Annotated in this window: 31 protein-coding genes and 1 tRNA gene; 29 read left to right on the top strand and 3 right to left on the bottom strand. The window is 63.3% G+C overall.

Features of this window, described 5'->3' with window-relative positions; all coding sequences use genetic code 11:
• Positions 1-47 precede the first annotated feature (47 nt).
• The 3 genes from ACTJI6_RS10880 to ACTJI6_RS10870 all read right to left on the bottom strand — a co-directional run bounded on the left by ACTJI6_RS10880 (position 48) and on the right by ACTJI6_RS10870 (position 1433).
• Positions 48-254, bottom strand: coding sequence for a hypothetical protein (locus ACTJI6_RS10880; RefSeq protein ID WP_440800584.1), 207 nt, complete (start codon positions 252-254; stop codon positions 48-50).
• Positions 247-498 (bottom strand): hypothetical protein, encoded by a 252-nt coding sequence (locus ACTJI6_RS10875; RefSeq protein ID WP_440800581.1) that lies wholly within the window; start codon positions 496-498, stop codon positions 247-249. The genes ACTJI6_RS10880 and ACTJI6_RS10875 overlap by 8 nt, the downstream gene beginning before the upstream one ends.
• A gap of 347 nt (positions 499-845) precedes the next feature.
• Positions 846-1433, bottom strand: a complete 588-nt coding sequence (locus ACTJI6_RS10870) for a hypothetical protein (RefSeq protein ID WP_440800579.1) — start codon at positions 1431-1433, stop codon at positions 846-848.
• Positions 1434-1938: 505 nt separating this feature from the next.
• On the opposite strand from ACTJI6_RS10870, the gene ACTJI6_RS10865 reads away from it, so the two are divergent.
• The 29 genes from ACTJI6_RS10865 to ACTJI6_RS10725 all read left to right on the top strand — a co-directional run bounded on the left by ACTJI6_RS10865 (position 1939) and on the right by ACTJI6_RS10725 (position 22165).
• The gene (locus tag ACTJI6_RS10865) at positions 1939-2349 is read left to right on the top strand and encodes a hypothetical protein (protein WP_440800578.1); all 411 of its coding nucleotides are present in this window, start codon (positions 1939-1941) and stop codon (positions 2347-2349) included.
• A 55-nt stretch (positions 2350-2404) separates the two neighbouring features.
• Positions 2405-2833, top strand: a complete 429-nt coding sequence (locus tag ACTJI6_RS10860; protein WP_440800576.1) for a hypothetical protein — start codon at positions 2405-2407, stop codon at positions 2831-2833.
• Positions 2830-3354: a hypothetical protein gene (locus ACTJI6_RS10855; protein WP_440800574.1), complete on the top strand. Its 525-nt coding sequence runs from the start codon at positions 2830-2832 to the stop codon at positions 3352-3354. Before ACTJI6_RS10860 ends, ACTJI6_RS10855 begins: the two co-directional genes overlap by 4 nt.
• A gap of 60 nt (positions 3355-3414) precedes the next feature.
• A complete protein-coding gene (locus tag ACTJI6_RS10850) occupies positions 3415-5652 on the top strand; it encodes an AAA family ATPase (protein ID WP_440800572.1) in 2238 nt (745 codons plus the stop codon).
• Positions 5652-6125, top strand: a complete 474-nt coding sequence (locus ACTJI6_RS10845) for a hypothetical protein (RefSeq protein ID WP_440800570.1) — start codon at positions 5652-5654, stop codon at positions 6123-6125. The genes ACTJI6_RS10850 and ACTJI6_RS10845 overlap by 1 nt, the downstream gene beginning before the upstream one ends.
• Complete coding sequence (locus tag ACTJI6_RS10840; RefSeq protein ID WP_440800568.1) at positions 6118-6360, top strand: hypothetical protein; 243 nt, start codon at positions 6118-6120, stop codon at positions 6358-6360. The genes ACTJI6_RS10845 and ACTJI6_RS10840 overlap by 8 nt, the downstream gene beginning before the upstream one ends.
• A gap of 399 nt (positions 6361-6759) precedes the next feature.
• Positions 6760-6927: a hypothetical protein gene (locus ACTJI6_RS10835; RefSeq protein WP_440800566.1), complete on the top strand. Its 168-nt coding sequence runs from the start codon at positions 6760-6762 to the stop codon at positions 6925-6927.
• Positions 6928-7073: 146 nt separating this feature from the next.
• On the top strand, positions 7074-7316 hold the full coding sequence (locus ACTJI6_RS10830; protein ID WP_440800564.1) for a hypothetical protein: 243 nt from the start codon (positions 7074-7076) through the stop codon (positions 7314-7316).
• Positions 7316-9484 (top strand): DNA cytosine methyltransferase, encoded by a 2169-nt coding sequence (locus ACTJI6_RS10825; protein WP_440800562.1) that lies wholly within the window; start codon positions 7316-7318, stop codon positions 9482-9484. Before ACTJI6_RS10830 ends, ACTJI6_RS10825 begins: the two co-directional genes overlap by 1 nt.
• Positions 9485-9662: 178 nt before the next feature.
• The gene (locus ACTJI6_RS10820; protein WP_440800560.1) at positions 9663-9965 is read left to right on the top strand and encodes a VPLPA-CTERM sorting domain-containing protein; all 303 of its coding nucleotides are present in this window, start codon (positions 9663-9665) and stop codon (positions 9963-9965) included.
• A gap of 485 nt (positions 9966-10450) precedes the next feature.
• The gene (locus ACTJI6_RS10815) at positions 10451-13600 is read left to right on the top strand and encodes a hypothetical protein (protein WP_440800558.1); all 3150 of its coding nucleotides are present in this window, start codon (positions 10451-10453) and stop codon (positions 13598-13600) included.
• Positions 13597-13869: a hypothetical protein gene (locus ACTJI6_RS10810; RefSeq protein ID WP_440800556.1), complete on the top strand. Its 273-nt coding sequence runs from the start codon at positions 13597-13599 to the stop codon at positions 13867-13869. The genes ACTJI6_RS10815 and ACTJI6_RS10810 overlap by 4 nt, the downstream gene beginning before the upstream one ends.
• A complete protein-coding gene (locus ACTJI6_RS10805; RefSeq protein WP_440800554.1) occupies positions 13862-14155 on the top strand; it encodes a hypothetical protein in 294 nt (97 codons plus the stop codon). Before ACTJI6_RS10810 ends, ACTJI6_RS10805 begins: the two co-directional genes overlap by 8 nt.
• Complete coding sequence (locus ACTJI6_RS10800; protein ID WP_440800552.1) at positions 14148-14420, top strand: hypothetical protein; 273 nt, start codon at positions 14148-14150, stop codon at positions 14418-14420. The genes ACTJI6_RS10805 and ACTJI6_RS10800 overlap by 8 nt, the downstream gene beginning before the upstream one ends.
• Positions 14417-14719: a helix-turn-helix domain-containing protein gene (locus ACTJI6_RS10795; protein WP_440800550.1), complete on the top strand. Its 303-nt coding sequence runs from the start codon at positions 14417-14419 to the stop codon at positions 14717-14719. Before ACTJI6_RS10800 ends, ACTJI6_RS10795 begins: the two co-directional genes overlap by 4 nt.
• Positions 14716-15021 (top strand): hypothetical protein, encoded by a 306-nt coding sequence (locus ACTJI6_RS10790; protein WP_440800548.1) that lies wholly within the window; start codon positions 14716-14718, stop codon positions 15019-15021. The genes ACTJI6_RS10795 and ACTJI6_RS10790 overlap by 4 nt, the downstream gene beginning before the upstream one ends.
• The gene (locus ACTJI6_RS10785; protein ID WP_440800546.1) at positions 15018-16145 is read left to right on the top strand and encodes an ATP-dependent DNA helicase; all 1128 of its coding nucleotides are present in this window, start codon (positions 15018-15020) and stop codon (positions 16143-16145) included. The genes ACTJI6_RS10790 and ACTJI6_RS10785 overlap by 4 nt, the downstream gene beginning before the upstream one ends.
• Before the next feature lie 121 nt (positions 16146-16266).
• Complete coding sequence (locus ACTJI6_RS10780; RefSeq protein WP_440800545.1) at positions 16267-16998, top strand: hypothetical protein; 732 nt, start codon at positions 16267-16269, stop codon at positions 16996-16998.
• On the top strand, positions 16991-17170 hold the full coding sequence (locus tag ACTJI6_RS10775; RefSeq protein ID WP_440800543.1) for a hypothetical protein: 180 nt from the start codon (positions 16991-16993) through the stop codon (positions 17168-17170). The genes ACTJI6_RS10780 and ACTJI6_RS10775 overlap by 8 nt, the downstream gene beginning before the upstream one ends.
• Entirely contained in the window at positions 17167-17406 is a 240-nt protein-coding gene (locus ACTJI6_RS10770; RefSeq protein ID WP_440800541.1) for a hypothetical protein, read from the top strand. Before ACTJI6_RS10775 ends, ACTJI6_RS10770 begins: the two co-directional genes overlap by 4 nt.
• Positions 17403-17888, top strand: coding sequence for a hypothetical protein (locus tag ACTJI6_RS10765; RefSeq protein WP_440800539.1), 486 nt, complete (start codon positions 17403-17405; stop codon positions 17886-17888). The genes ACTJI6_RS10770 and ACTJI6_RS10765 overlap by 4 nt, the downstream gene beginning before the upstream one ends.
• Complete coding sequence (locus tag ACTJI6_RS10760) at positions 17881-18531, top strand: hypothetical protein (protein WP_440800537.1); 651 nt, start codon at positions 17881-17883, stop codon at positions 18529-18531. The genes ACTJI6_RS10765 and ACTJI6_RS10760 overlap by 8 nt, the downstream gene beginning before the upstream one ends.
• A gap of 80 nt (positions 18532-18611) precedes the next feature.
• Positions 18612-18833, top strand: coding sequence for a hypothetical protein (locus tag ACTJI6_RS10755; RefSeq protein WP_440800535.1), 222 nt, complete (start codon positions 18612-18614; stop codon positions 18831-18833).
• A complete protein-coding gene (locus tag ACTJI6_RS10750; RefSeq protein ID WP_440800533.1) occupies positions 18830-19411 on the top strand; it encodes a hypothetical protein in 582 nt (193 codons plus the stop codon). The genes ACTJI6_RS10755 and ACTJI6_RS10750 overlap by 4 nt, the downstream gene beginning before the upstream one ends.
• Positions 19404-19877 (top strand): hypothetical protein, encoded by a 474-nt coding sequence (locus ACTJI6_RS10745; protein WP_440800531.1) that lies wholly within the window; start codon positions 19404-19406, stop codon positions 19875-19877. The genes ACTJI6_RS10750 and ACTJI6_RS10745 overlap by 8 nt, the downstream gene beginning before the upstream one ends.
• Positions 19867-20409, top strand: coding sequence for a hypothetical protein (locus ACTJI6_RS10740; protein ID WP_440800529.1), 543 nt, complete (start codon positions 19867-19869; stop codon positions 20407-20409). The genes ACTJI6_RS10745 and ACTJI6_RS10740 overlap by 11 nt, the downstream gene beginning before the upstream one ends.
• Positions 20410-20590: 181 nt before the next feature.
• The gene (locus ACTJI6_RS10735) at positions 20591-21685 is read left to right on the top strand and encodes a tyrosine-type recombinase/integrase (protein ID WP_440800527.1); all 1095 of its coding nucleotides are present in this window, start codon (positions 20591-20593) and stop codon (positions 21683-21685) included.
• Positions 21662-21746: transfer RNA gene (locus tag ACTJI6_RS10730), tRNA-Leu, on the top strand. Before ACTJI6_RS10735 ends, ACTJI6_RS10730 begins: the two co-directional genes overlap by 24 nt.
• 80 nt (positions 21747-21826) lie before the next feature.
• Positions 21827-22165: a DUF6538 domain-containing protein gene (locus ACTJI6_RS10725; RefSeq protein ID WP_440800525.1), complete on the top strand. Its 339-nt coding sequence runs from the start codon at positions 21827-21829 to the stop codon at positions 22163-22165.
• The last annotated feature ends 28 nt before the right edge of the window (positions 22166-22193 follow it).

Below are 22193 nucleotides of genomic sequence, written 5' to 3'. Positions count from 1 at the left end.
GATGCATGAGCGCCGCCCCCGAACCCCCGTCGGCCGGGGATCGTGGTTCACGAGCCGAGACGGCGTGCGACGTTGGCAGGCAGGGCGCCGGTCTGGCGGAACAGTTCGGAGAGGAAGAGGACGGTCACGCGTGGCGCATCCAGCGCTGCGGCAATCTCTTCGATCGCCATGCCCTCAACGACGAGGGCGCGGACCTGATGGACGAAGCGAGGCTGCTCGTCGTTTTCGGTGATGAGGTCGTGATCGTCAGCCATTGGCCCGCCCCTGCTGCTTCAGCGTCTGCTGGGCGAGCGCAATCGAACGATCGAGCAAGGTGGCAATGCTGGTTTCGCCGAAGCCTGCGCTATGCAAGGCGGCGCGGGCAGCAGCCCGATCGCTAAGGTCAATTCGATGATGGACAAGATGGCCGGCCATGTGGCCGGTCAGAACGCTATGCACTGCGGCACGCACATGGATCGGCTGCGGTAGCCGAATAATTCTTCTGTCGTCGGTGGTCATGGAAAATCCTCGTCGTCGTTCGGTCAACGGACGCGGGGATCGTCGCCGCGCCTTCATCGGAAATAATCCGACTTGGCGGCTAAGGCAAGAAAAAAATCTGAAATAATCCGACTAACTGTTGAGGTGCCCAAGAGCCTGTCCGTTGCCGCCGCCATTCTGCCAGGACTTGCCGGACACAACCGGAGGGTTCGCCTTTCCTGCGCGACGCACACGCGCCCGGAGTCTAGAGAACGCGCGCGGAAGTAAGATCTTCCTTAGAGGTTGGGACGCAGGATCATGGAAACAGGTGTGGAAAGGGGTGGCCCCTCATGGGCCACCCCCTGTCACCGTCACCGCTTCATTGCCCGTCAGAATGCAGGTTCCGGTTCCCCGTACATGTGCATTTCCATGGTGACCGATCCGATTACATCGGCCCGGTCCATCGGGATGACCTCTCCGCCGGGAACCTCAATTCCCTGCATCGTCATTTTCCCGATGATGAGGCCGTTTCCATGCTGGCGGGCCACAACCAGCGATCCCGGATGCGGCGTGATGGCGTCAGTCACGATCACGATCGAACCATCCGAAATGCCAAGATGATCCCATGCATCACCGCTCACGATGAAGGCCTGCTGAGAGGCCGACGGGTGGCGGATGTCGCTGTTAACCGTCATCGGAATTGCCATCTCTTCCGGCCCGCCGATCACAGCCGAGACGGTCAACTCGGCGTATCCCGTGCCATCAGGATTGGGCACCTCTCCGGTCAAATAGCGGGGATCACAGTCAAGATACTCGGCAAGCTTCGGGATCAGGTTGAAGTTCATGCTGCCCGATTTGCCTGTCAGGAAGTCATAGAGGTAGGTCCGCCCCTTGCCGATGTAAGCGGCCGCGTCGTCCTTGTTTTTGCCAGTCACCTGAAAGCGCTCGTTGATACGAGTGCGCAATGGGTTTTCCATGTCGGTCCCCTAAAATGTCGTTCTTCGTTCGTCGTTCTGCCGTGGAGGATCGAGCCTCTCTTCATGGCGGATGATATACGCCACAATCGGATCATTTCCAACTAGGCTGATGTTGGGCTAGAGCGAACTCCCGCGCAAAAGTCTTGTCAGTCGGAATATTTCCGATTACACCATCCGACATGCATGATTTTTCCCCATCCCTCCGAGACGAAGTTGTTTCCCGGCTCGACCGCCTGACGGCGATACTCGAGCACGCGGGAATGCCGCCGTCAGTCTTGGGCAAAATCGTCAAGAACGACGGCAATTGGGTGAGTGATTACCGAAGCAACGACATCCGGGTCGGAACATACGACCGAGTCGTTTCGCGGGTGTCGGCCATCTGGCCTGCACACATCGCGTGGCCTGATGACGTGCCACGCCCTGAACCCGCCCGGATTGAACCCGCAGCCGCTGCAGACGCAGCGGAGCGGTTCAGACTGGCCCAGCCAAGCAGAGGATGATCCCGATGGCCAAGCAGCTCAAGGATGCGCCCGATACCAGCTTCGATCCGAAGCAACTGAAGAAATCCGTCGAGACCATCAATCGGGTGAAGGCGAAGGCCACCGAGATGAACGGCGAAGCGGGGGCGGCCACCAAGGCCGCCGTCGACGAACACAATTTCGACAAGACGGCGCTGACCTTCACGTCGCGCCTGGCCCGCAAGGAGCCTGCCGACGCGGCGGCCATTGCTGGCGCCTGCGTCGCCTATTTTCATGCCATGGGCTTCTTCGACACCTCGGACATGTTCCAAGACCACACCAAGGTGATGCGCAAGATCATCGAGGACGTGGACGCGGGCAAGCCCGGCAAAGGCAGCAACGTGACCTCTCTGAACAAAATGATCGACGGGCCGGGCGACGGCGCGCCGGTGAACTGACCGAACAGCGTGCCCGGGGTCTCTCCTCCTCCCTGACCTCCCTACCGGGCGCGCTATGGCGGGGACCACGAACATCCTCGCCAACCGCCAGGAGGGATTCTGGGCAGCAGCCCTCCTGGCACCCCATCCAGATCGAACGGAGACGACGATGACGACGCAACAGAGCGACGACGATCACGACGAGACGATGTTCTTCCAGGTGTCGATCCGCACCAGAAACAACGGCGATGAGGGCGAAGCTGTGTTCGTCTTCGAGACGGCCGAGCCGACCATTGACGATTTCATGGATGCCTTGGTCGAAGAGGATTTCATCCTCGGAACCCGATACGACACCAAGCCTGATGGGGACGGCGTGAGGCGGGTCCGCCAGTCCAGCGACTGCATCCTCAGCAAGCAACTGATCCTGCAGGTCACCTATCCGACCTATGTGCTTCGGTCCCAATCGGGCGAGCTGCTGTTTTCGCCGGAAGACCTGCCGAAATGACAGACGACTTTCCGCCCATTCTCTTTCTTGACATCGCGACGACAACAGGATGGTGCGAGGGCGCGCCCGGCGCGCGGCCGGAGAGCGGCACGCTGCGCCTTTGCAAGACCGGCGGCGCCGATGCCGAGGCCTTTGGCGGCCTTCTGCGCTGGCTGGGCGACCGTCTGACCGCCCGACGCTATCTGCGCGTTGTGTTCGAAGCGCCCGTTGGACCGGGCATGGACCTCGCTGGCGTGACCAACTGGAAGACCAAGCGGCGGCTGATCGGCCTCTGCGCGGTTGCCGAGGCGGTGGCGCATTCAACGGGGCATCCCGTTTTCGAGGCCAGTGCCATAACCATCCGCAAGCATGTCCTCGGCAGTGGGAGACCGGCCGAGCCGAAGAAGGCGGTCATGGCCGCCATGCGGCTGTCAGGCTTCGATCCGAAGGACGACAACGAAGCCGACGCGATCGCAGGCTGGATTTACGCCTGCTCGGTCACCGAACGGCAATCCATGCCGCTTTTGCGCGGCGCGCAGTGACGGGGCCGGGCGCAACAGGCGCCCGGCAGTCAGCCGACCGACGAACATCCGGGGCAAACCGTGTCAGGCGATAGCGACAAATTCAGCGAACACGCGGCGGCCGTGGCCCGCGAACTGCTGGGAGAAGAGAACAAGCACCTTTCTTCGCCGAAAGAACTTCGCTTCGGCAAGCAGGGATCGGTCAGTGTCGACCTGGAGCGCGGGCTCATCTTCGACCATCAGGAAAACCAGGGCGGGGGGGTGCTGTGGTTCATCGAGCAGCGCGCTGGAGCCCCGGTGGCGGGTGGTGCGGCTGTCCAATGGCTTCGGGATCATGGCTACTACATCGAAGACGATCCGGCTCCGCCCCGCGGCTCGTCTGGCGCCAGCTCCGGCACCGTCCGGTTGGACCCGGCCGGGAACTGGCTGCCGAACCGAATTCCTGCCGAGGCCACCGATGCGCGTCTTACGGCGACCTTCGATTACCGAGACCGCGACGGCAAGCTGCGCTATCAGGTTTGCCGCTACGATTGGTCCGTCGACCCGGCGGTCAATCCAAAGGGCCATGCCAAGACATTCGTGCAGCGTCGACCCGATGCGGCAAAGCAGAGCGGCTGGAGCTATTCCGTCAAGGGCGTCGAGCCCTTGCCCTATCGCCTGCCCGAACTCTTGGAGGATGTGGAGGCAGGACGACCGATCTTCGTGGTCGAGGGCGAGAAGAAGGTCGACATGCTGCGCGCCAACGGCGTACCCGCGACCTGCAACCATGGTGGTGCGGGCAAATGGGGCGACGAGTTGTCGGCCTATCTTGCTGGAGCCGACATCATCATCCTGCCCGACAACGACGACGCTGGGCGCGGCCATGCGGATCTGGTCGGACGCAAGCTGGAAGGGACGGCGCAGCGCGTCAGGATCCTCGATTTGGCAGGTCTGCCCGACAAGGGCGGCATCGATGATTGGCTTCCCGGTCGAGACGCCGACGATCTCTACGATGCCGTCGATCGGGACGCGCGCGTCTTCGAGGCGGCCCCCTTCAAGTCGATGTTCGGTGCGGTGGGCTGGGCGCAACTGGATGAGCCCGGCCCGTCCCATGAGTGGCTGATCAAGGGCATCCTCACCCGCAACGAGATTTCCTTCCTGCTGGGCGAGAGCCAGAGCGGCAAGAGTTTCCTGTGCATCGACATGGCGCTGTCGATAGCCCGCGGGGTGGAATGGTTCGGCCGCCGCGTCCTGCGCGGCGGCGTGATCTACCAGGCAGGCGAGAGCGCGACCGGCGTCAGACGCAAGAGGCTGCCCGCCTATCGAAGACACCACGACTGCGCGCGTGAGGATGTGCCTTTCGTGCTGCTGCAGAACCCGGTCGATTTCTACAACAGCGACGAGCAGGTCGAGGAATTCATTGCCGAATGCCAGCATTGGAAGAAGCGCCTGTCGGTGCCGCTGGAGCTGATCGTCATCGACACCTTCAACAAGGCGACGCCCGGCGCCAACGAGAACGACGGCAAGGACATGGGCATGGTGCTCGCGCGTTGCGAGCGCGTGCGCAAGGCGACAGGTGCCCACGTCATGCTGGTCCACCACTTGAACGCCGGCGGCACCAAGGCGCGGGGCCATACCAGCCTTTTCGGCAACGTCGAGAACGTCGTCACGGTCCGCAAGGTGATCGACAGCAAGGACAAGGAGGGCCGCCAACTGCGGGAATGGATCGTCTCGAAGCAGAAGGACGGCGAAGACGGGGTCAGCGGCAAGTTCGTCTTGCCTTCGGTCGAGATAGGCCGGGACGAGGATGGTGATGCCGTCACATCCTGCATCGTGGCCGCACCCGAGAAATACGAGACGCAGCCGGACGATCCGTCCGGTGTCGCGCTGGGCGGCTTCAACGCCTTCCTGCTGCGGGCGATCTATGACGGGGTGAAGGAGAAGGGTGTCCTGGCGCCCCTCGATTGTGGCCTGTCGCGCGGGCATCAGGCGATCGAGAAGCGCGACCTGTGGGAGAAAATCAAGGCCGTCAGCCTCGATGATCCCGAGGACATCAAGGAGGAGGAGAGCGAGGAGCAGGCGGCCGCGCGGCGGCAGAACAACCTTCGCCAGAACGTCAAGCGGTCCCGCGATTTCCTCTACCAGAAGGGCATCATCGACACGAAGGACGACTGGACTTGGCTGACGGGCAAGAAGGTTAAGGGTTTCGAAATGGCCCCCGGTCTCGGTGACGATGCCAAGCCGCGCCGCGGGTCCCGCAAGCGCGATGAGGACGACGCGCCCCCGCTAAATGACATGCCGTCCGCAAATCGACCCTTCGACCCAGAGGATTACTTCTGATGCAGCATGTGGATTGGACCGCCAGACAGGTGCGAGAGGTCTTGGTGGAGGCCGTGACCTGGGCCCGGCAATATGCAGGGCCGGTCGGTCCCTCCTCGGTTCGTGGCTCCATGCCCGTATATAAGGCTACGCTCGAGGATCACCTCGAGGAGGGATGGGGTCTGCCGGAGATCGCGGGGGACGAGGATGAAGAGGATCGTCCGTTGCGGGTTCCCGTCGCGCCAGATCGCGCCGATTTCCTGATGGCGGCCCTCTCATGGCAGGCGGTCTACCTGGTCAACGCCGGTCACCCCGATCTCGCCCGGACGCTGAGCCTGTGGCTGCACCATGCGACCGGAAAGCGGGGCGGCAAGGGCTTCGACGCCATGCTGAAGAAGCGCGAAATATCGAGGGGACATGCCTATCGAGTACGAGATAGGGCACTTGGCTTGATCGCGCAGGGCCTGATTGCCGATGGCGTGCCCAATGACTGATCCATCGAAGCGAAAGCCCCTGTCCTTGCCGGATCGAGCCTCGGTGCTTCGATACATCATCCGGAAATGGAACCCGCCGATACCCGGATGCGCGGCTTCGTCGATGTGGATCAGCGAAGATGAAATCGAATTCCTGAAGGACACGGTGAAGGTTCTCGACGCCTTCGCCTTCTATGGCGCGGATGATTTCGTCCGCCGCGAAGCCGAGAAAAGACGGAAAGGGAAAGGGCGATGAACCTGCGCGAGCAGCAATATCTAACCGGCGCAAGCAATCTTGTAAGGGTTTTGCATCTTCGGGGAGGCCGCCGCGTCGTTGTTCTAGACCGCGCCCTCAGGCGCCGGCAGGCAATCAAGTGCCTTCTTGATGCCGGTCATCGGGTGATCGACGTAGCTCGGGCGTTGAACTGTGGGTCGACGCTCGTTAGCCATGAGATCATAAATCGGAAATGATCCGATTTTAATCTTGACCGTAGGAGATAATCGGAATATTTCCGATCCAATGCAGTGATTGCTTGGAGACGGATATGAAGACCGATCCCGAAAGAAGCCACCGCGAAGATGATCAAGGGTTCGCAGTTCGCGTGACGCTGATCGTCATAGTGGTTCTGGCCGTCCTGATAGGGGTGATCCTGTGATGAGGATCATCCTTGACCTGCTCATTTGCTGTCTCGCCATCACCTTGGTCTGGATTGCGATCTATCTGGCAATCTTCAACTGGACCAATGCGGCGCATAGCGCGCTGCCCCGGGCCTGCGAGAGCTACCCTTCCGAATGTACCGCTGTGATGCAGGGCCAGTTCTAGGCCTGCGGCACCGCACCCCCGGCCGATCCGGTCGGACGATCCACAAAATTCCAACCATGGAGATGCGTCATGTCGCGAAGAGCGATGACAGCAGACGATGGCTTCATGCCCGCTTCCAGCCGCGCCGCTATTTTGCGGGTGCAGCCATGATCCCGCCCGTCGATTTCACTGCCGACACTCGGGACATCAGCCATCTTTGGTGCCGGTTGACCGGCGACAAGGGCGTGACCGCCCGCGCTCACATGCGCGGCGGTGCCTTGGTCTGCATCACGGTCGAGCGCGACCAGACACTTGCCATGTGCCGAGCCGGTGCAATCGCCACCCTGTCGGCCGATGCCGTTCGCAGCATCGAAGGGCAGGGCGACGGCACAAGAGGGTGGGTCCACTAATGCTGGATTATCTCCCTCTCATCATCGATTCCTTCGCGGGCGGCGGCGGCGCGTCCACCGGGATCGAGGCCGCCCTTGGCCGGTCGCCCGATGTCGCGATCAACCACAGCGCCAACGCCCTCGCCCTGCACGCGGCCAACCATCCCGAGACGCTGCACCTGGACAGCAACATCTGGGATGTGGATCCTCTGACCATCACTGGCGGACGCCATGTCGGGCTGCTGTGGGCCAGTCCCGATTGTCGCCACTTTTCGAAGGCCAAGGGCGGCGCGCCCCGCGACCGCAATATCCGCGACCTGGCTTGGGTCGTGGTCCGCTGGGCCGAGTTCGCCAAGCCCGATGTGATCCTGATGGAGAATGTCGAGGAATTCGTGACCTGGGGTCCGGTCGACAATGACGGCCAGCCGATCAAGGAATTCGCGGGGCAGACCTTCGAATTGTGGATCAAGCGCCTGCGCAAAGCGGGCTACAAGGTCCAGTGGCGCGAGCTGCGCGCCTGCGACTATGGCGCCCCGACGATCCGCAAGCGGTGGTTCCTGGTCGCGCGCCGCGACGGTCGCCCCATCGTCTGGCCCAAGCCGACGCACGGCAACCCGGCCTCAGCAGAGGTCCGCAAGGGCAAGCTGCTGCCGTGGCGAACAGCCGCCGAATGCATTGACTGGTCCCTGCCGTGCCCGTCGATCTTCGACACCGGTGCCGAGATCATGGCGAAGCACGGGCTGCGCGCCGTCCGCCCGCTGGCGGGCAACACGCTGGCCCGCGTCGCGCGCGGCATGAAGCGCTATGTCATCGAGGCCGACCGGCCCTTCCTGGTGAACCTGACGCATGGCGGGCGGGTCGAGGATGCAGCCGAGCCGTTCAAGACGATCACCGGCGCGCACCGGGGCGAAAAGGCCGTGGTGGTCCCGACCATCGTCGGCTGCGGCGGACGCGCCGGGCAGAGCCGCCCGCGCGGCGGTAACGAGCCTTTCGCCACGGTCACGGCCAAGGCCGACGCCTGCCTGGTCGCGGCCAGCATCCAGCGGTTCAACAGCGGCACGACCGGGCAGGACATGCGCGATCCGCTGGCCACGATCACGGCGAACAGCTGGATCAAGAAGCCGGGCGGGGCCGCGCCGCTGGGCGTCCTCGCGCCCTATCTTGCCAGCATCGCGCATGGCTACAGCGGCGGGCGGCGGGAATACCCTCTGTCCGATCCGCTTGGAACCGTCACGGTGGGCGGCATCCAGCACGCGGTGATCTCGCCATATCTGGCGACCTTCTACGGCCACACCGAAGGCCGAGGGAAGCGCGCGGCCGATCTGGCAGAGCCGTTGCGCACGGTGACGGTCGAGAACCGCCATGCAGTCGTCGCCCCCATCCTGACCTATGCCCAGCAGGGCGGCGGCATCCGGGACGCGCGCGACCCCCACCACACGATCTGCGCTAGCAAGAAGGACCAGAACAGCCTGATCGCGGCAACAATGGCTCAGATCGGCTATGGCGAGCGGCAGGGGCAGGCGCCCCGCGCCCTCGATGTGGCCGCGCCCCTCGGCACGGTGGTCGCGGGCGGAGCCAAGCACGCGCCCATTGCGGCATTCCTCGCCCAGCACAACGGCGGGCCGCGCATGGGTCAGCACGCAGGGCACGACCTGCGCGAGCCGATCAGCACCATCGCGGGCAGCGGCAGCCATCAGATGCCGGTCGCGGCGTGGTTCGCCAAATACTACGGGACCGGCGACGGCGCGCGGACGGACGAACCGATGCATACCGTCACCGTCAAGGACCGGATGGGCCATATGCAGGCCGAACTGGCCGCACCGCCCTTCACGCCCGAGCATGAGGCCCGCGCCCGCGAGGTCGCCGAGTTCCTGCGCGCGCACGACGCTTGGGACGGCGGCGAGTTCGTCATCCTGACCATCGACGGCGCGACCTTCGTCGTCGTGGACATCGGGATGCGGATGCTGACGCCCCGTGAATTGTTCAATGCCCAGGGATTTCCGCCAGATTACGTGATCGAGGGCGTCTGGGAGGGGCAGGACACGGATGCGCCCCGCTGGCGCGCCTTCCCGAAGGACGTGCAGGTTTCGTGTTGCGGAAATTCGGTCTGCCCGCCGCTGGCCGAGGCCCTGGTCTCCGCTAACTGCGGGCACCTGGCGGTCGCGGATCGCGAGGAGGCACAGGCATGATGCGCCCAGCCCTCAAGCCATGCCCGTTCTGCAGTCTGCCCCTGATGATGGTGGGCGTCGGGACGGCGCAGCACCCGGCAGGCGGGTGCATCCTATCCGGCGCGGTGGTCTACGCCACGCGGTTTGCCGATTGGAACCGCCGCGCCGTGATGCCCGAAGCAATGGAAGGGGGTGCGGTGTGAACCTTCCATCCCCATCCGATTGCCCGTGGATCCGGCAATGCCTCATCGACTTCGGCACTGGCACCATGCCCGGCTATGTCGGTCGCGATCAGTATGGCGATCGCGCCTATTTCGACCTTGAGACATTGTTCTGCGGCAAGGGTCCGTGCCGCGAGGCCCTGAAGATGACCTACGAGGGCGGCGCGGATTTTTACCGCGCCCTGGCGAATGACCTGACCATGGCGTCAGTTCCGATCCCCGCAGGAGCATTGCTCCTGCTGACCGCGCTAGCCGCTCTCGCTGCATGGAGGCGGTCATGACCGATCAAGCCTATGACGTCTTCCTCAAGGCCAAGGCCGCCATCGCGCCCAAGTTCGGCGGCTTGCATGTGGATGAACGAGACCTGAACCCTGCGTTGAAGCCGCATACCCGCCGGATGGTCCAATGGGGCTTGAACGGCGGCAGAAGAGCTTGGTTCGCATCCTTCGGTCTTCACAAGACGGCGACGCAGCTGGAGACGATGCGCGTCCTGACGGAAACGACCGGGAAGCCGACGCTCATCACCGCGCCCCTTGGCGTGCGGCGCGAGTTCATCCGGGAGGCGCAGGAGCGATTTCGCGGATCCTTCGCGGTCGATCTGAAGTTCATCCGCGACACGGATCAGGTCGATGGACCGGGCGTCTACCTGACGAACTATGAATCGGTGCGCGAGGGCAAGGTCCGGCCTGACCCGTTCATCGGCGTCAGCCTGGACGAGGCCGCGATCCTGCGCGGGTTCGGCGGCACCAAGACCTTCCGCGAGTTCATGGCGCTGTTCGCGGGCGACGACCGGCGCGACCAGTCGAACCGGATCAAGACCGATGGCGTGCCCTATCGGTTCGTCGCCACGGCCACGCCCAGCCCTAACGACTATATCGAGCTGCTGTCCTATGCCGGCTTCCTCGACGTGATGGATATCGGCCAGGCCAAGACCCGGTTCTTCAAGCGCAACAGCGAGAAGGCCGACCAGCTGACCCTTATGTCCCATAAGGAAAAAGAGTTCTGGCTGTGGGTCGCATCCTGGGCGCTGTTCGTCACCAAGCCGTCGGATCTGGATCCGGCCTTCTCGGATGACGGCTACGACCTGCCGCCGCTCGATATCCGCTGGCACGAACTGCCGGTCGACCATCTGGCAGGGGCCGGACAGGAACGCAGCGGCCAGCAGCGCATGTTCCGCGATGCTACCGTCGACCTCTCGGCCGCGGCGCGAGAGAAGCGGGACAGCCTGCCTGACCGGATCGCGAAGCTGATGGAGTTGCGCGCCGATGATCCCGCCGCGCATCGGATCATCTGGCACGACCTGGAGGCCGAGCGTCATGCGATCGAGAAGGCGGTTCCGTCCTGTGCCACGGTTTATGGCAATCAAGACCTGGACGAGCGTGAAGACCTGATCGGCCGGTTCGCTGACGGCGAGGTGCAGGAGCTGGGCGCCAAGCCCGTGATGCTCGGGTCCGGCACGAACCTGCAGCGGCACTGCGCCTGGTCTGTCTTCCTGGGCATCGGCTTCAAGTTCAACGACTTCATCCAGGCCGTCCACCGGTTGCGGCGCTTCGGCCAACAGGCCGGAAGCGTCCGCCTCGACCTGATCTACACCGAGGCCGAGCGCGAGGTGCGACGCTCGCTCGAACGGAAATGGCGGCAGCACAACGACATGGTTCAGAAGATGATCGACATCGTGAAGGAATACGGCCTGTCCGAGATTGCCATGCAGCAGGCGCTTGTCCGTGCCCTGGGCGTGGAGCGGGTCGAGGCCTCGGGCCCAGACTATCGGATCATCCACAACGACTGCGTGGACGAGACGCGCCGCATGGAAGAGGGGTCGGTGCAGCTGATCGTCACCTCGATCCCGTTCAGCACACAATACGAATACAGCCCGAACTATGCAGATTTTGGTCACACCGACGACGATCCGCACTTCTGGCGCCAGATGGGCTTCCTGATCCCCGAGCTGCTGCGCGTCCTGGAGCCGGGCCGGATCGCCGCAGTGCATGTCAAGGACCGGATCATCCCCGGCGGCATCAACGGCTTCGGTTTCCAGACCCTCTCGACGCTGCACATGGATTGCGTCCGCGAGTTCCAGCGTCACGGTTTCGCCTATCTCGGCATGAAGACCATCACGACCGATGTCGTTCGCGAGAACAACCAGACCTATCGCCTGGGCTGGTCGGAACAGTGCAAGGACGGCAGCCGCATGGGCTGCGGCGTCCCGGAATACTTGCTGATCTTCCGCCGCCCGCCCACCGACCGCAGCAATGGCTACGCCGACCGGCCGGTGAAGAAGGACAAGAAGGAATGGGATCCTGAAGCCAGGGACTGGAAGCACGAGCTAGGCTACAGCCGGGCCAGATGGCAGATCGACGCGCATGGCTATATGAGGTCGAACGGCAACAGGCCGCTGCTGCCGGGCGATCTGGATGGGCTGGATGCTGATCAGGTCTACAAGGTCTGGAAAGCGCACAACCTGACCCAGGTCTATGACTTCGAGCATCACGTGCGCATCGGCGAGCACCTGGAAATGTCGGGCCGCCTGCCGCCCACCTTCATGCTGCTGCCGCCGCACAGTTTGCATCCCGATGCCTGGACCGATGTTGCGCGGATGATGACCATCAACGCGGAGCAGGCGCGCAAGGGACAGGAGATGCATCTGTGCTTGGCGCGCGGCTCTCTGGTCTTGACGCGCGCAGGCTACAAGCCGATCGAAATGGTCGCGGTTGGAGATGAAGTTCTGACCCACAACGGGCGCTGGCGGCGGGTGCAGGTCGTGCGCAATACCGGCGTCCAACCGGTGGTGGACCTTCGCGCCCATGGCGTCGCGGCTCTGACGCTCACGCCGGATCATAAGGTCTGGTCCAGACAGTCGGACTGGGTGCGGCGCCGTGATGGCGCGGAGCGTACCGCGCCAGACTGGGTGCGCGCTGATCAGACAGTCGGCGGCTATGTGAACCTCAAGCTGCCGCCGGTCGAAGATTGCGCGCTGACGGATCAGGAATGCTGGCTGCTGGGTCGATGGTTGGCCGATGGCCATATCGGCGCCCGAGGCGAGCATGTCATCAGCGTCGGTCGCGACAAGCTGGAAGCCTTCGAACGCATGGCTGGTGACGCGGCCGGGACGCGCGGCGAAGGCACTGCCGTGCAAATTCGCCTCAAGGGCATGAGCGCAGCGTTCAAGGCGGCCGTGGCGGGCTGCGGCACAGGCGCGGCCGAGAAGCAGGTTCCGGTTTCTCTGCTGGCAGCACCTGCGGGCAAGGCCCGTGCCCTGTTGGATGGCTATCTGTCGGGCGATGGGCACCTTGTCGAAGATCGCGGAACATGGATGGCCACCAGCATTTCGCGGGCTTTGTTGCTGGGCATGGCTATGCTGGCGCAGCGCGCTTATAGCGCGATTGCCGGAATTCGCGAGGGACGCCCCGCAGGCGAAACTGTCATTGAAGGTCGCACGGTCCGGACCCGCCAAGAATGGATCATGTCCTTTGATCTGCCAGGCGACCGACGCAAGAAGGCGTTCGTCAAGGATGATGGTGCTTGGAAGAAGGTCCGGTCGGCAAATGCGTCGGGCGAGGCCGAAACCTGGTGCATCCGGGTCGAGGAAGACGAGAGCTTCACGGCCGAGGGCTGCATCGTCAAGAATTGCCCGCTCCAGTACGATATCGTTGACCGCGCCATCGCCCAATACACCGAGCGCGGCGAGACGGTCTACGATCCTTTCGGCGGGTTGATGACCGTTCCCTTCAGGGCGGTGAAGCTGGGCCGCAAGGGCATCGGCGTCGAACTGAATAAGGGCTATTGGCTTGACGGGGTGAAATACGTCGAAGCAGCGGCGCGCGAGGTGACGACGCCGAGCCTGTTCGACTTCCTCGAAGGCCAGGCCGCCGAAGAGAAAGCTGCCCCTGCAAAAAAGCGCCGGAGGTCCGCATGAGCGCCGCGCGGGCTTCCGAACAGCACCCGATCAGGTCTGCGGAACTGCATGTGTTCCAAGGCCTCGGCGCAGCAAGCGGGCGCTATGTCGCCCGCTTCCACCCCTATGACACCTATCCCGTTCTGTTCACCGGCCCATCGGCGGAGGCGGTAGAGGCCAAGGCGGAAGCCTTCAGGTCCGATGCCATCGCCAGGCATGAAGCCGCCTTTACGGCTCGTGCGCAGGCCAGACAATCGCGTCTCGCAAAGAAGGAAGCCACGAATGGCTGACCGTATCAATTCCGGCTGCATCGTCCAGGTCTGGTTCGAGCCAGAGAGCGAGCACCGCAGAGCGCACTTCTCGGTCATCGAGACCGAATTGCCCGATTTCGCGACCTTCTGCGAACTGGTCGAGGCCGACCGGCTGATCGCAGGTGCCGTCCTTTGGACGCGGAGGGTCGGCGATCGGGAGATGATCATCCGAGATCGTCAGCCCATCGCATTTCGCGGGTCTGCCGTGTTGCGCTGCCAGCTTCCGCATTGGCGCTTTTACGAGAGGGGGCAATCGGATGGCTGAGGTTCTCGGACATTGCGAAGCCTGCAATGCGAAGATCCGCACGGGCGACGCCTGCCACTACACCGCCGACGGCTGCTGGCTTTGTGACGATCATGCGCCGATGCTTAGCGACGCGATCCGCCAGCATCAGGAAATTGCCGAAGCACCCTGGTTCGATCCCGGCTCGCTGAACTATGACAGCCTCGACGATCTTCTCGCCCAGATGAACCGCATGCGGCGCGAACTTGCCGAGAAGGGTGACCGCAAGCTGTTGGTGACGGCATGAGCGCGGCGCCGACATTCACCCGCGACGAGCTGCGCGCCCTGCACATGGCGAACCGCGACAAGGCCACAGCGGAAATCCGCAAGATTGCGGGCAAGGCCGCAGCCGAGGCCGGTATGACGCTGGCCCGCCTGATCGGGCCAGATCAGACCCTTCCCGTCGTCAAGGTGCGGGACATTGTGTGCTATGTCGCCGCGCGGGAAGGCTATAGCCTTCCCCAGATCGGGCGCGCAATGAACCGCGACCCGAGCAGTGTCGGCACCGCCATCCGGCGCGAGAAGGCGCGGAGGGGCGAGGCATGATCCCGACGCTGAAGATCGCCGAGGATCGCGGCTTGGCCGTGCCTGCGGGGCATAGGGTGCATAGCGACTATGTGCCCATTGATCGGGTGCGCCTTGCCTGTCGCGACCGTATGGCCGTTGGAGACGTGGAGCGCGCCATGCAGCGCCGCATGGCCGCCGCGCCGGGCCAGCCGTGGCCCTGTCCCATCGGGCACTGGGACGGCGTGCAGTTCGTCATTGTCGATGGGCGGCATGAATATGTGGCCGCGCTGATGCTTGGGTGCTCGCACGTGCTGGTGGCCTGGATTGGGGATCAGCGATGAGCGACCTTTCCCCTCTCCAGCGCGAGGCCGTCGATGCCGTCGCCGCCTGGCACCGCGACTGCATGGCTTCGATCAACGGCAACCGCCGCATGTCCCGGCAGATCCTGCGCGTCTTCGGCTATGCCGGGACCGGCAAGACCACGACCGCGCGCCATTTCGCGGGCCAGGTGGACGGTCCGGTCCTCTATGCCGCCTATACCGGCAAGGCCGCCCTGATGATGCAGAAGAGCGGTTGCGCGGCCGCCTCGACCATCCACAGTATGATCTATCGGGTGGACGAGGATGAGTTTGGCCGCACGTCCTTCCGCCTGAACCGCGAGAGCGAGGCGCGCGACGCCGAACTGATCGTCATCGACGAATGCTCGATGGTGGACGAAGAGCTTGCCCGCGACCTTCTTTCCTTCCGCCGTCCCATCCTGGTTCTGGGCGATCCTGCCCAGCTGCCGCCGGTCAAGGGCGCGGGCTTCTTCACCTCGGCCGAGCCCGACGTGATGCTGACCGAGATCCATCGCCAGGCCGCCGACAATCCGATCATCCAACTTGCGACAGCGGCGCGCGAGGGCAGGGACATCAGGCCCGGAACCTATGGCCACAGCCGCGTCGTGGAACGCGGCACCTTGTCGGCGGACGATGTGGCGCGCGCGGATCAGGTGCTTGTCGGCCTGAACCGCACGCGCACGTCTTTCAACCGGAGGATCCGGCACACCTTGGGCCGGGGCGATGCCGGTCCCCTGCCGGAGGCTGGTGACAAGCTGGTCTGCCTGCGCAACGACAAGGACAAGGGCATCCTTAACGGCGGTCTCTTTGAAGTCATTGAGATGCAGTCGAAGGGCAGCGAGGTGGAGTTGACGGTGACCTCGGAAGATTTTCCTGAACGCGATCCGGTGGATGTGACGGTGCGCCGCGAGTTCTTCATCGGCGGCGTGGAAGACCTGGACAAGAACGACCTGCGCGGCACCCAGCAGTTCGATTACGGCTACGCGCTGACGGTCCACAAGGCGCAGGGCAGCCAATGGGGAAGGGTGATCGCCTATGATGAGAGCGGCACCTTCAGAAACGATGCAAGGCGGTGGCTCTACACCGCGATCACACGTGCTGCTGACCGCCTGACCTTGGTTGTCTGAAAAGGTAATCGGATTATTTCCGAATTATCCTTGATTATTCCGGGCTATCGGATTATTTCCGATTTATGGCTAGGGTGAGGCCCTGACCAGACGGAACGTGGAACGAACAAGGACCATTCCCATGATCGGCATCACCGACAGAAACTGGCGAGATACGCGCCGCAGAAGAACGGGCCCGGCTGCGGCCAATTCGGCCGAAATCTCTGCTGCCGGAACCCATCCCAGAAGACGATCGCGCATGAAACATTCTCCCGAGCATATCGCAGCACGATCCGCCTCCAAGCGCCAGAAAGCGCAGGAACGTCGCGAAAAACCCTCCAATGGAACCACCTGGCGAGAGCAGTTCGAAGCTGGTCGGTGCCTTGCCCAAGCTGCGCGAGCGATGGGGCAGACGGTCTGGCAGGGCAGAAGATGGGCGCAGGCCGCAGGGGTGAAATGGGCTGATGGCCGCTCATTGCCCGAGCAGCGTGCGGCGATAGGCGCCGAAAGAAGAAGACGCTTCCGCGAGGATGATGAGTTCCGGGAGCGTGAGTTCGCGCGGATCGCCAAGGTTCGCCCTTGCACCAGCCCGGCCCACAATCGTCGCCTGAACATGACCGAGGCGGAGCGCGAGCATTATGACCTGATGAGGTCGAAGAAGTTCACCGCCGACGAGGCTGTGACGATGATCGGGCGCCCGGACCTGACGCGCCGGGCCATGTTGGCCCGGCACAATCCCCAGAAGCTTCTGGCCGACCTGATGGCTGCGGATGCCGCGGCTTCCCAGGCGCGCGTCAAATCCTACCTGCACGATCCGCGAGGCGCGCAGGGCCACAGAAGAAAGGAGGTGCAGGATGCCACAAAGCATGGGTGAGCAGGCCGAACCCCGGCCGCTGCCGTTGGAATTCATCGAGGTCGGGCAGAACGACGATGGCGAGCATGTCATCTTGCTGACCGGCAGCCGGGAAGCCGTCCAGGCGGCCGGGATGCTATACGGCCAGCAGGTCGTGCTGGTTCCTGCTGATCAAGGGGGCAGTGCATCATGATCGCCCGCATGTTGTCGTTCTTCCTGCCCGCCGCCGCACCACAGGACACCGGCTCTCTCGCCTGGGCCTGCCATAGCAGCGCCGAGATGCACGCCGGGCGCTATGCGATCATCGATGATCCGAATGATCCCGAGGTTCAGGTTCTCGTTGATGGGATGGCGATCGTTCCCGGCTTCGGGGGCTTGGAAAGAAGCCAAGGCTTGGTGCGAACGGCACCGCATGGAGGTTGCCAATGAACAAGGAATGGATGCCGGTTGATACCATGCCTGAAGGTGTCTTGGTCGAAACCAAGATTGAAGATGCCCATGGTGTCCGCAATGTTCAAAGGCTGATCAAGCGGACACGCGAACCCGGCCGCACGCGCCCGATGTTCTTCGTCGAGGGCGAGGCTACATATGTCTACTACCAGCCGACGCACTGGCGCCCCATTTCCGCCTCGGATGCGCCGAAGAATGGTACTCCAAAAGAGATCAGCCCAGCCGCTCAAGCGATGATCGAATTGTTCTCTTGCGGCTTCCTCGAACATCATCGCTGTGCAGCCTGCGGCTCTCCCGTGGGATACGAAATTCATCATAATGTTCTTGCCGTTGTTTTTAACAGCGCCTGTGATTGCTCTGGCGGTGGCAAGATTCTGCGCACTGTTTCATATGGCGAATGGGCAGTGTTTGCCTCCTCCCGCGCCGCCCGCCCCTCTGCCACGGAGGGGAGCGATGGGTGACAAGCCGATCCTGTTCAGCGGGCCGATGGTCCGGGCGATCCTCGAAGGCCGCAAGACGCAGACGAGGCGGGTGTTGAAGCCAGTGAAGGGCCTGACCCTGGGCGACCTCCAGGACGAAGGTGAGCGCGAGGGCAACACGATCCATTGCGCCCGCCATCAGGTCCAGGATCCGTCCTTCGCCCGAGGCGACCGGCTGTGGGTGCGGGAGGCGTGGCGCGCCGGGCGCGGTTACGATGGCGCATCCATCAGGGACATCGCGCCGTGGTCCCGCATCTGGTGGGAGGCCGACGAGGCGAACGTCAACGCTGGCAAGCTGCGCCCCTCCATCCACATGCCCCGCTGGGCCAGCCGCCTGACGCTGACCGTGACCGATGTGCGCGTGCAGCGGCTGCAGGACATCAGCGAGGATGATGCGGTCGCCGAGGGTGCGCCGGTTGCCGCCCATCAGTACACGCCGGGTGCGCGGATGTGCGAGACTGACAAGTCTTGGCGCACAGTCACGCCTCGGCTGTGGTTCCACGAACTGTGGGACAGACTGAACGCCAAACGCGGCTTCGGCTGGGACGCCAACCCTTGGGTCTGCGCCGTCACCTTCACCGCCTATCAGCGCAACATCGACCAGATGGAGGCCCCCGATGCCTGACCCCGTAGACACGGACGACCTGCGCCGGATGCACGCTGCCCGGATCGGCCCGCCGATGCTAGCCAGAAGGATGAGGGGTGATGATCGACGATCTGTGGAAAGACGTGGACATCCGCGTGATCGACCAGCGTATCGGCGCTGGCGTCGGCGGGATGGATACCGTCATTCGAGTCTTGCATCGTCCATCGGGCATCATTGTCGAGGTGCCGCGCGTGACCGGATCGCAATTCAATGATCGGGCTGTGGCGATGGATATGATTGCTGCTGCCCTAACCCATCCCCAATATCGAGGTGAGCCATGACCGACACCAGCACCCTGCGCGAGAGGATCGCCCATGCCATGTGGCGTAACCAGGCCGAACGTGCCGGCACCCCAGGTATCGTCAGGGGTCGAACGCCCGAGGCATTTGCCGAGGCCAGCGATGAGACCCGACGCGAATGGCTGGGCTATGCGGATGCTGCCTTGGCGGTGATCGGCGCCCAACCTGACCTGCGCGACCGGATCGCTGTCGCGCTTTCGCAGGCCATCTACCAGCAGACAGAAGGGGAGTGGCAGCCCAATGTCCGACAAGCCGATGAACTGGCGGGTATCGTCCTCGACGCCCAGACCGAGCAGCCCGACCTTCAACTTTCGGGGCGGGAAGTTGAAGGTGACGCCCCGGATCAAACCGGAGTTTCGCCCGACACCTCTGCCGCGCCCACGGACAACACGGCGCTGGTGGAGGCGGCGGGAGCGGTCCTCCGCTTGTGGGAAAATGGCTGCAAAGACCACTCGTGGCGTCAGCATTTCCACGACGCCCTCGGCCGCCTAGCCCTTGCCCTTGCCAGCCGTGAAGCGAAGCTCGGCCCCGATGCGGTGGGGGAGGCGGACAATGGGTGACCGACCCGTGCTAGACGCAATCCGCTCGATCCTGCAATTCAAGGACCACGCCACGATAGCCGAGATCGCCAAGATGGCGGACATGAAGCAGCGTCAGGTTTTAGACGTTCTGAACGCTAAAGGACATATGGTCTGGCGCAACCGGAAGAACGGTCACATCACCAAGGCCGATCCGAGGGCCGTTCTTCGCAAGCGGTTGATCGAGAGCGACACTTACTACTTCCCTGGCACATACGGCGCTTGGTCTATCGAGGGGAAGTGCCTGCGGTTCAAGGGTCATGAAGATTTGCGCGCCCGCCTATGCCAAGGCGTCACTGTCGGGGCGCTAGGCGACAACTGGTCCGAAAAACACGTCATCGACACACCGGAGAACCGTGCCGCGTTGGAAGCCGCTGGCCTCCGTCTCTGGTCCGAAAGCGAGGCTGATGAACGCCTCTGGCAAGAAGGAGGCCCCCATGACCTCTGACCCGACCGCGCCGAAGATCGACACCACGCGAGAGGCGGTGGAACGACTAGCTGAATTTCACGGCGGCGTTGCGAAGTCCTATGATGATTATATTCGTGGTCCCTACACGACCACGAAAGCAAATCACATGGCTGTTGAGGCAACGCTGCGCGCCCTGCTGGACGAACGCGACCTTGCCGACGCCCGCGCAGCCGCAGCGGTGATGGCGATGCGAGAGGCGGCGGCAGAGGAAGCGAAGTCATGCTGCCATGAAGGCGATTATGTGGCCCGTGCTATCCGCACCCTCCCCACCCCCGCAGATGCACAAGCCGCACTAGACCGGCGGATCGCAGAGCGGGTGCGGGAGGCGGTGGAAGCCGCCCGCCAGGACGAGCGCACCGCCATCGCCGCCTACATCGGCATGTCCCCTTCCGAGGTCACAGACCGGCAATACCACATGGAGGCGATCAGGACGGGCCGGTATCGGGATGACCCCTTGATGCAGAGCGGCGGGTGGATGGAGGGCGGGGATAGTGGGGAGACCGACAGATGATCCTCGAATCTGGAAAGACGCCCGAGGAATGGGCCACTATCATGGAACAGCGCGGCCTGTCGGTCAGCGCCAGAACGCTTAGACAAAAGGCCAACCGCCTTGGGGCTTGCCACAAGCTGGGGCGCGCGATGATCATCACGCCCGAGCAACTCGACCAGATACTTGCCGAAAGGAATTCCGAATGTCGATCGAACCGTATCAGCGCGGCAAGTCCTGGTGGGCGCGCGGGCGGGTCGAATATCACGGCGTTCCCATCACCGGCTACTACCGCTGCAGCACTGGCGCATCTACAGAAGCAGGCGCGTGGCAGTGGTGCCGGGAAGAAGAAGAGCGGCAAGTAAGGCGGCACCTTCTCGGCGAGGAAGAGCAGCTTACCTTCGCCGAGGCCGTCATGCTCTATCCCGCCAAGGCAAATGAAGCCCGATACCTGCTGAAGATCGTGCCCGAGCTGGGCGACACCCCTTGCGCGCAGATCACTCCCCGCGCCGTCAGGGCCCTTGCCAAGAAGCTCTATCCCACCGCCAGCACGGATACCTGGCTGCGCCAGGTCATCACCCCGGTCAAGGCCGTCATCAACAACGCTCACGATGCCGGGAAATGCCCTCCCATTCGGATCAAGACCTTCTCGACAGCTGAACGCGTCGAGCAGGACAAGGCGCGCGACAAGGTGAGCCGCCGCGAGAGGAAGCCCGGATCATGGGAATGGATCGATCAGTTCAGCCAGCACGCCAGCCCCTATTTGTCCGCCTTGGCCGAGTTCATGTTCGAGACCGGCGCCCGGGTCGGACAGGCTGTCGCCCTCACGCCCAAGGATATCGACATGAAGTCCCTGCGCGTCATGTTGCCTGCAAGCAAGGGCCATCCCGCGCAGTGGGTGGCCATCAGCCCGGAGATGGCGATCAAGCTGGCGAACCTGCCGCCCAGGCGGCCGAAGGACCGCCGGCGCGGCGTCCTCCTGGAGCCTCGGGTCTTTGGATACTCGCGCAATACCGGGCCATTGAAGGCTTGGAGGACGGCCTGCAAGAATGCCGGCATCGATTATCTGCCGCCGCATAGCGCTGGGCGCCATGGCTTCTACACCGAGCTGCGCGTCCGGCAGGGCGTGGACCCCATCACCGCAGCCAAGGCCGGGCGCTGGTCGAACCCCGCATTGCCTGACAAGATCTATGCCCATAACGAGACATCTGACAGCGATGTCAGGACCATGATCCGTTCAACTCGCGTACATCGGCCGGGTGGAAAGACGCTCAAGGCTATGAAAGGAGGAAAGGAATAGGGAATTTTATATGCCCTTGGTAAGGGTGAGGTCGAGAGTTCAATCCTCTCTCGCAGCACCATCTTTTCTTGACAAAATACAAGAAAATACGCTGTAGCAAGGACTTGGTTCGGCCCCTCTTACACACGGGGGATACACACAATGGTCTTGCAGATGCCACGTCCGACTCAGCGCGGACCCGGTTCCCCGTTCTACTTCCTCGCCCGCGTTCCGGCCGATTTGGTCCAGCGACTCGGCAAGCGGGAGGTCTCCTATTCCCTCCAGACCTCAGACGAAACAGAGGCCAAGCGCCGCTTTGCAGCCGAATTGGCGAAGCACCAAGCGCGTTGGGAGGCGATCCGCAAAGGCCCGCAGCCGATCCCTCTCAGGACCATTATGGCACTGGCGGCGAATTTTACCGCGATTGGTCGGGGCGTCTTTCCGAGGAACCCGGAGAGCCGGGGTTCTGGACGCAGGTTGCCGAGAACAAGGAGGCCATAAGCACAAAGCAAGGCAACGAGCGGCAAGA

This window comes from Paracoccus sp. 22332 (assembly GCF_052045125.1).
In the GTDB taxonomy this organism is placed as follows: Bacteria; Pseudomonadota; Alphaproteobacteria; order Rhodobacterales; family Rhodobacteraceae; genus Paracoccus; species Paracoccus haematequi_A.
Note: the sequence above shows the minus strand (reverse complement) of the source record. Positions and strands in the feature narration are given on the sequence as shown.

What these genes read in the sequence shown, in the direction of transcription:
- ACTJI6_RS10880 (WP_440800584.1), bottom strand. Translation starts at nt 254, where the DNA reads ATGGCTGACGATCACGACCTCATCACCGAAAACGACGAGCAGCCTCGC.
- ACTJI6_RS10875 (WP_440800581.1), bottom strand. Translation starts at nt 498, where the DNA reads ATGACCACCGACGACAGAAGAATTATTCGGCTACCGCAGCCGATCCAT.
- ACTJI6_RS10870 (WP_440800579.1), bottom strand. Translation starts at nt 1,433, where the DNA reads ATGGAAAACCCATTGCGCACTCGTATCAACGAGCGCTTTCAGGTGACT.
- ACTJI6_RS10865 (WP_440800578.1), top strand. Translation starts at nt 1,939, where the DNA reads ATGGCCAAGCAGCTCAAGGATGCGCCCGATACCAGCTTCGATCCGAAG.
- ACTJI6_RS10860 (WP_440800576.1), top strand. Translation starts at nt 2,405, where the DNA reads ATGGCGGGGACCACGAACATCCTCGCCAACCGCCAGGAGGGATTCTGG.
- ACTJI6_RS10855 (WP_440800574.1), top strand. Translation starts at nt 2,830, where the DNA reads ATGACAGACGACTTTCCGCCCATTCTCTTTCTTGACATCGCGACGACA.
- ACTJI6_RS10845 (WP_440800570.1), top strand. Translation starts at nt 5,652, where the DNA reads ATGCAGCATGTGGATTGGACCGCCAGACAGGTGCGAGAGGTCTTGGTG.
- ACTJI6_RS10840 (WP_440800568.1), top strand. Translation starts at nt 6,118, where the DNA reads ATGACTGATCCATCGAAGCGAAAGCCCCTGTCCTTGCCGGATCGAGCC.
- ACTJI6_RS10835 (WP_440800566.1), top strand. Translation starts at nt 6,760, where the DNA reads ATGAGGATCATCCTTGACCTGCTCATTTGCTGTCTCGCCATCACCTTG.
- ACTJI6_RS10830 (WP_440800564.1), top strand. Translation starts at nt 7,074, where the DNA reads ATGATCCCGCCCGTCGATTTCACTGCCGACACTCGGGACATCAGCCAT.
- ACTJI6_RS10825 (WP_440800562.1), top strand. Translation starts at nt 7,316, where the DNA reads ATGCTGGATTATCTCCCTCTCATCATCGATTCCTTCGCGGGCGGCGGC.
- ACTJI6_RS10815 (WP_440800558.1), top strand. Translation starts at nt 10,451, where the DNA reads ATGGCGCTGTTCGCGGGCGACGACCGGCGCGACCAGTCGAACCGGATC.
- ACTJI6_RS10810 (WP_440800556.1), top strand. Translation starts at nt 13,597, where the DNA reads ATGAGCGCCGCGCGGGCTTCCGAACAGCACCCGATCAGGTCTGCGGAA.
- ACTJI6_RS10805 (WP_440800554.1), top strand. Translation starts at nt 13,862, where the DNA reads ATGGCTGACCGTATCAATTCCGGCTGCATCGTCCAGGTCTGGTTCGAG.
- ACTJI6_RS10800 (WP_440800552.1), top strand. Translation starts at nt 14,148, where the DNA reads ATGGCTGAGGTTCTCGGACATTGCGAAGCCTGCAATGCGAAGATCCGC.
- ACTJI6_RS10795 (WP_440800550.1), top strand. Translation starts at nt 14,417, where the DNA reads ATGAGCGCGGCGCCGACATTCACCCGCGACGAGCTGCGCGCCCTGCAC.
- ACTJI6_RS10790 (WP_440800548.1), top strand. Translation starts at nt 14,716, where the DNA reads ATGATCCCGACGCTGAAGATCGCCGAGGATCGCGGCTTGGCCGTGCCT.
- ACTJI6_RS10785 (WP_440800546.1), top strand. Translation starts at nt 15,018, where the DNA reads ATGAGCGACCTTTCCCCTCTCCAGCGCGAGGCCGTCGATGCCGTCGCC.
- ACTJI6_RS10780 (WP_440800545.1), top strand. Translation starts at nt 16,267, where the DNA reads ATGATCGGCATCACCGACAGAAACTGGCGAGATACGCGCCGCAGAAGA.
- ACTJI6_RS10775 (WP_440800543.1), top strand. Translation starts at nt 16,991, where the DNA reads ATGGGTGAGCAGGCCGAACCCCGGCCGCTGCCGTTGGAATTCATCGAG.
- ACTJI6_RS10770 (WP_440800541.1), top strand. Translation starts at nt 17,167, where the DNA reads ATGATCGCCCGCATGTTGTCGTTCTTCCTGCCCGCCGCCGCACCACAG.
- ACTJI6_RS10765 (WP_440800539.1), top strand. Translation starts at nt 17,403, where the DNA reads ATGAACAAGGAATGGATGCCGGTTGATACCATGCCTGAAGGTGTCTTG.
- ACTJI6_RS10760 (WP_440800537.1), top strand. Translation starts at nt 17,881, where the DNA reads ATGGGTGACAAGCCGATCCTGTTCAGCGGGCCGATGGTCCGGGCGATC.
- ACTJI6_RS10755 (WP_440800535.1), top strand. Translation starts at nt 18,612, where the DNA reads ATGATCGACGATCTGTGGAAAGACGTGGACATCCGCGTGATCGACCAG.
- ACTJI6_RS10750 (WP_440800533.1), top strand. Translation starts at nt 18,830, where the DNA reads ATGACCGACACCAGCACCCTGCGCGAGAGGATCGCCCATGCCATGTGG.
- ACTJI6_RS10745 (WP_440800531.1), top strand. Translation starts at nt 19,404, where the DNA reads ATGGGTGACCGACCCGTGCTAGACGCAATCCGCTCGATCCTGCAATTC.
- ACTJI6_RS10740 (WP_440800529.1), top strand. Translation starts at nt 19,867, where the DNA reads ATGACCTCTGACCCGACCGCGCCGAAGATCGACACCACGCGAGAGGCG.
- ACTJI6_RS10735 (WP_440800527.1), top strand. Translation starts at nt 20,591, where the DNA reads ATGTCGATCGAACCGTATCAGCGCGGCAAGTCCTGGTGGGCGCGCGGG.
- ACTJI6_RS10725 (WP_440800525.1), top strand. Translation starts at nt 21,827, where the DNA reads ATGGTCTTGCAGATGCCACGTCCGACTCAGCGCGGACCCGGTTCCCCG.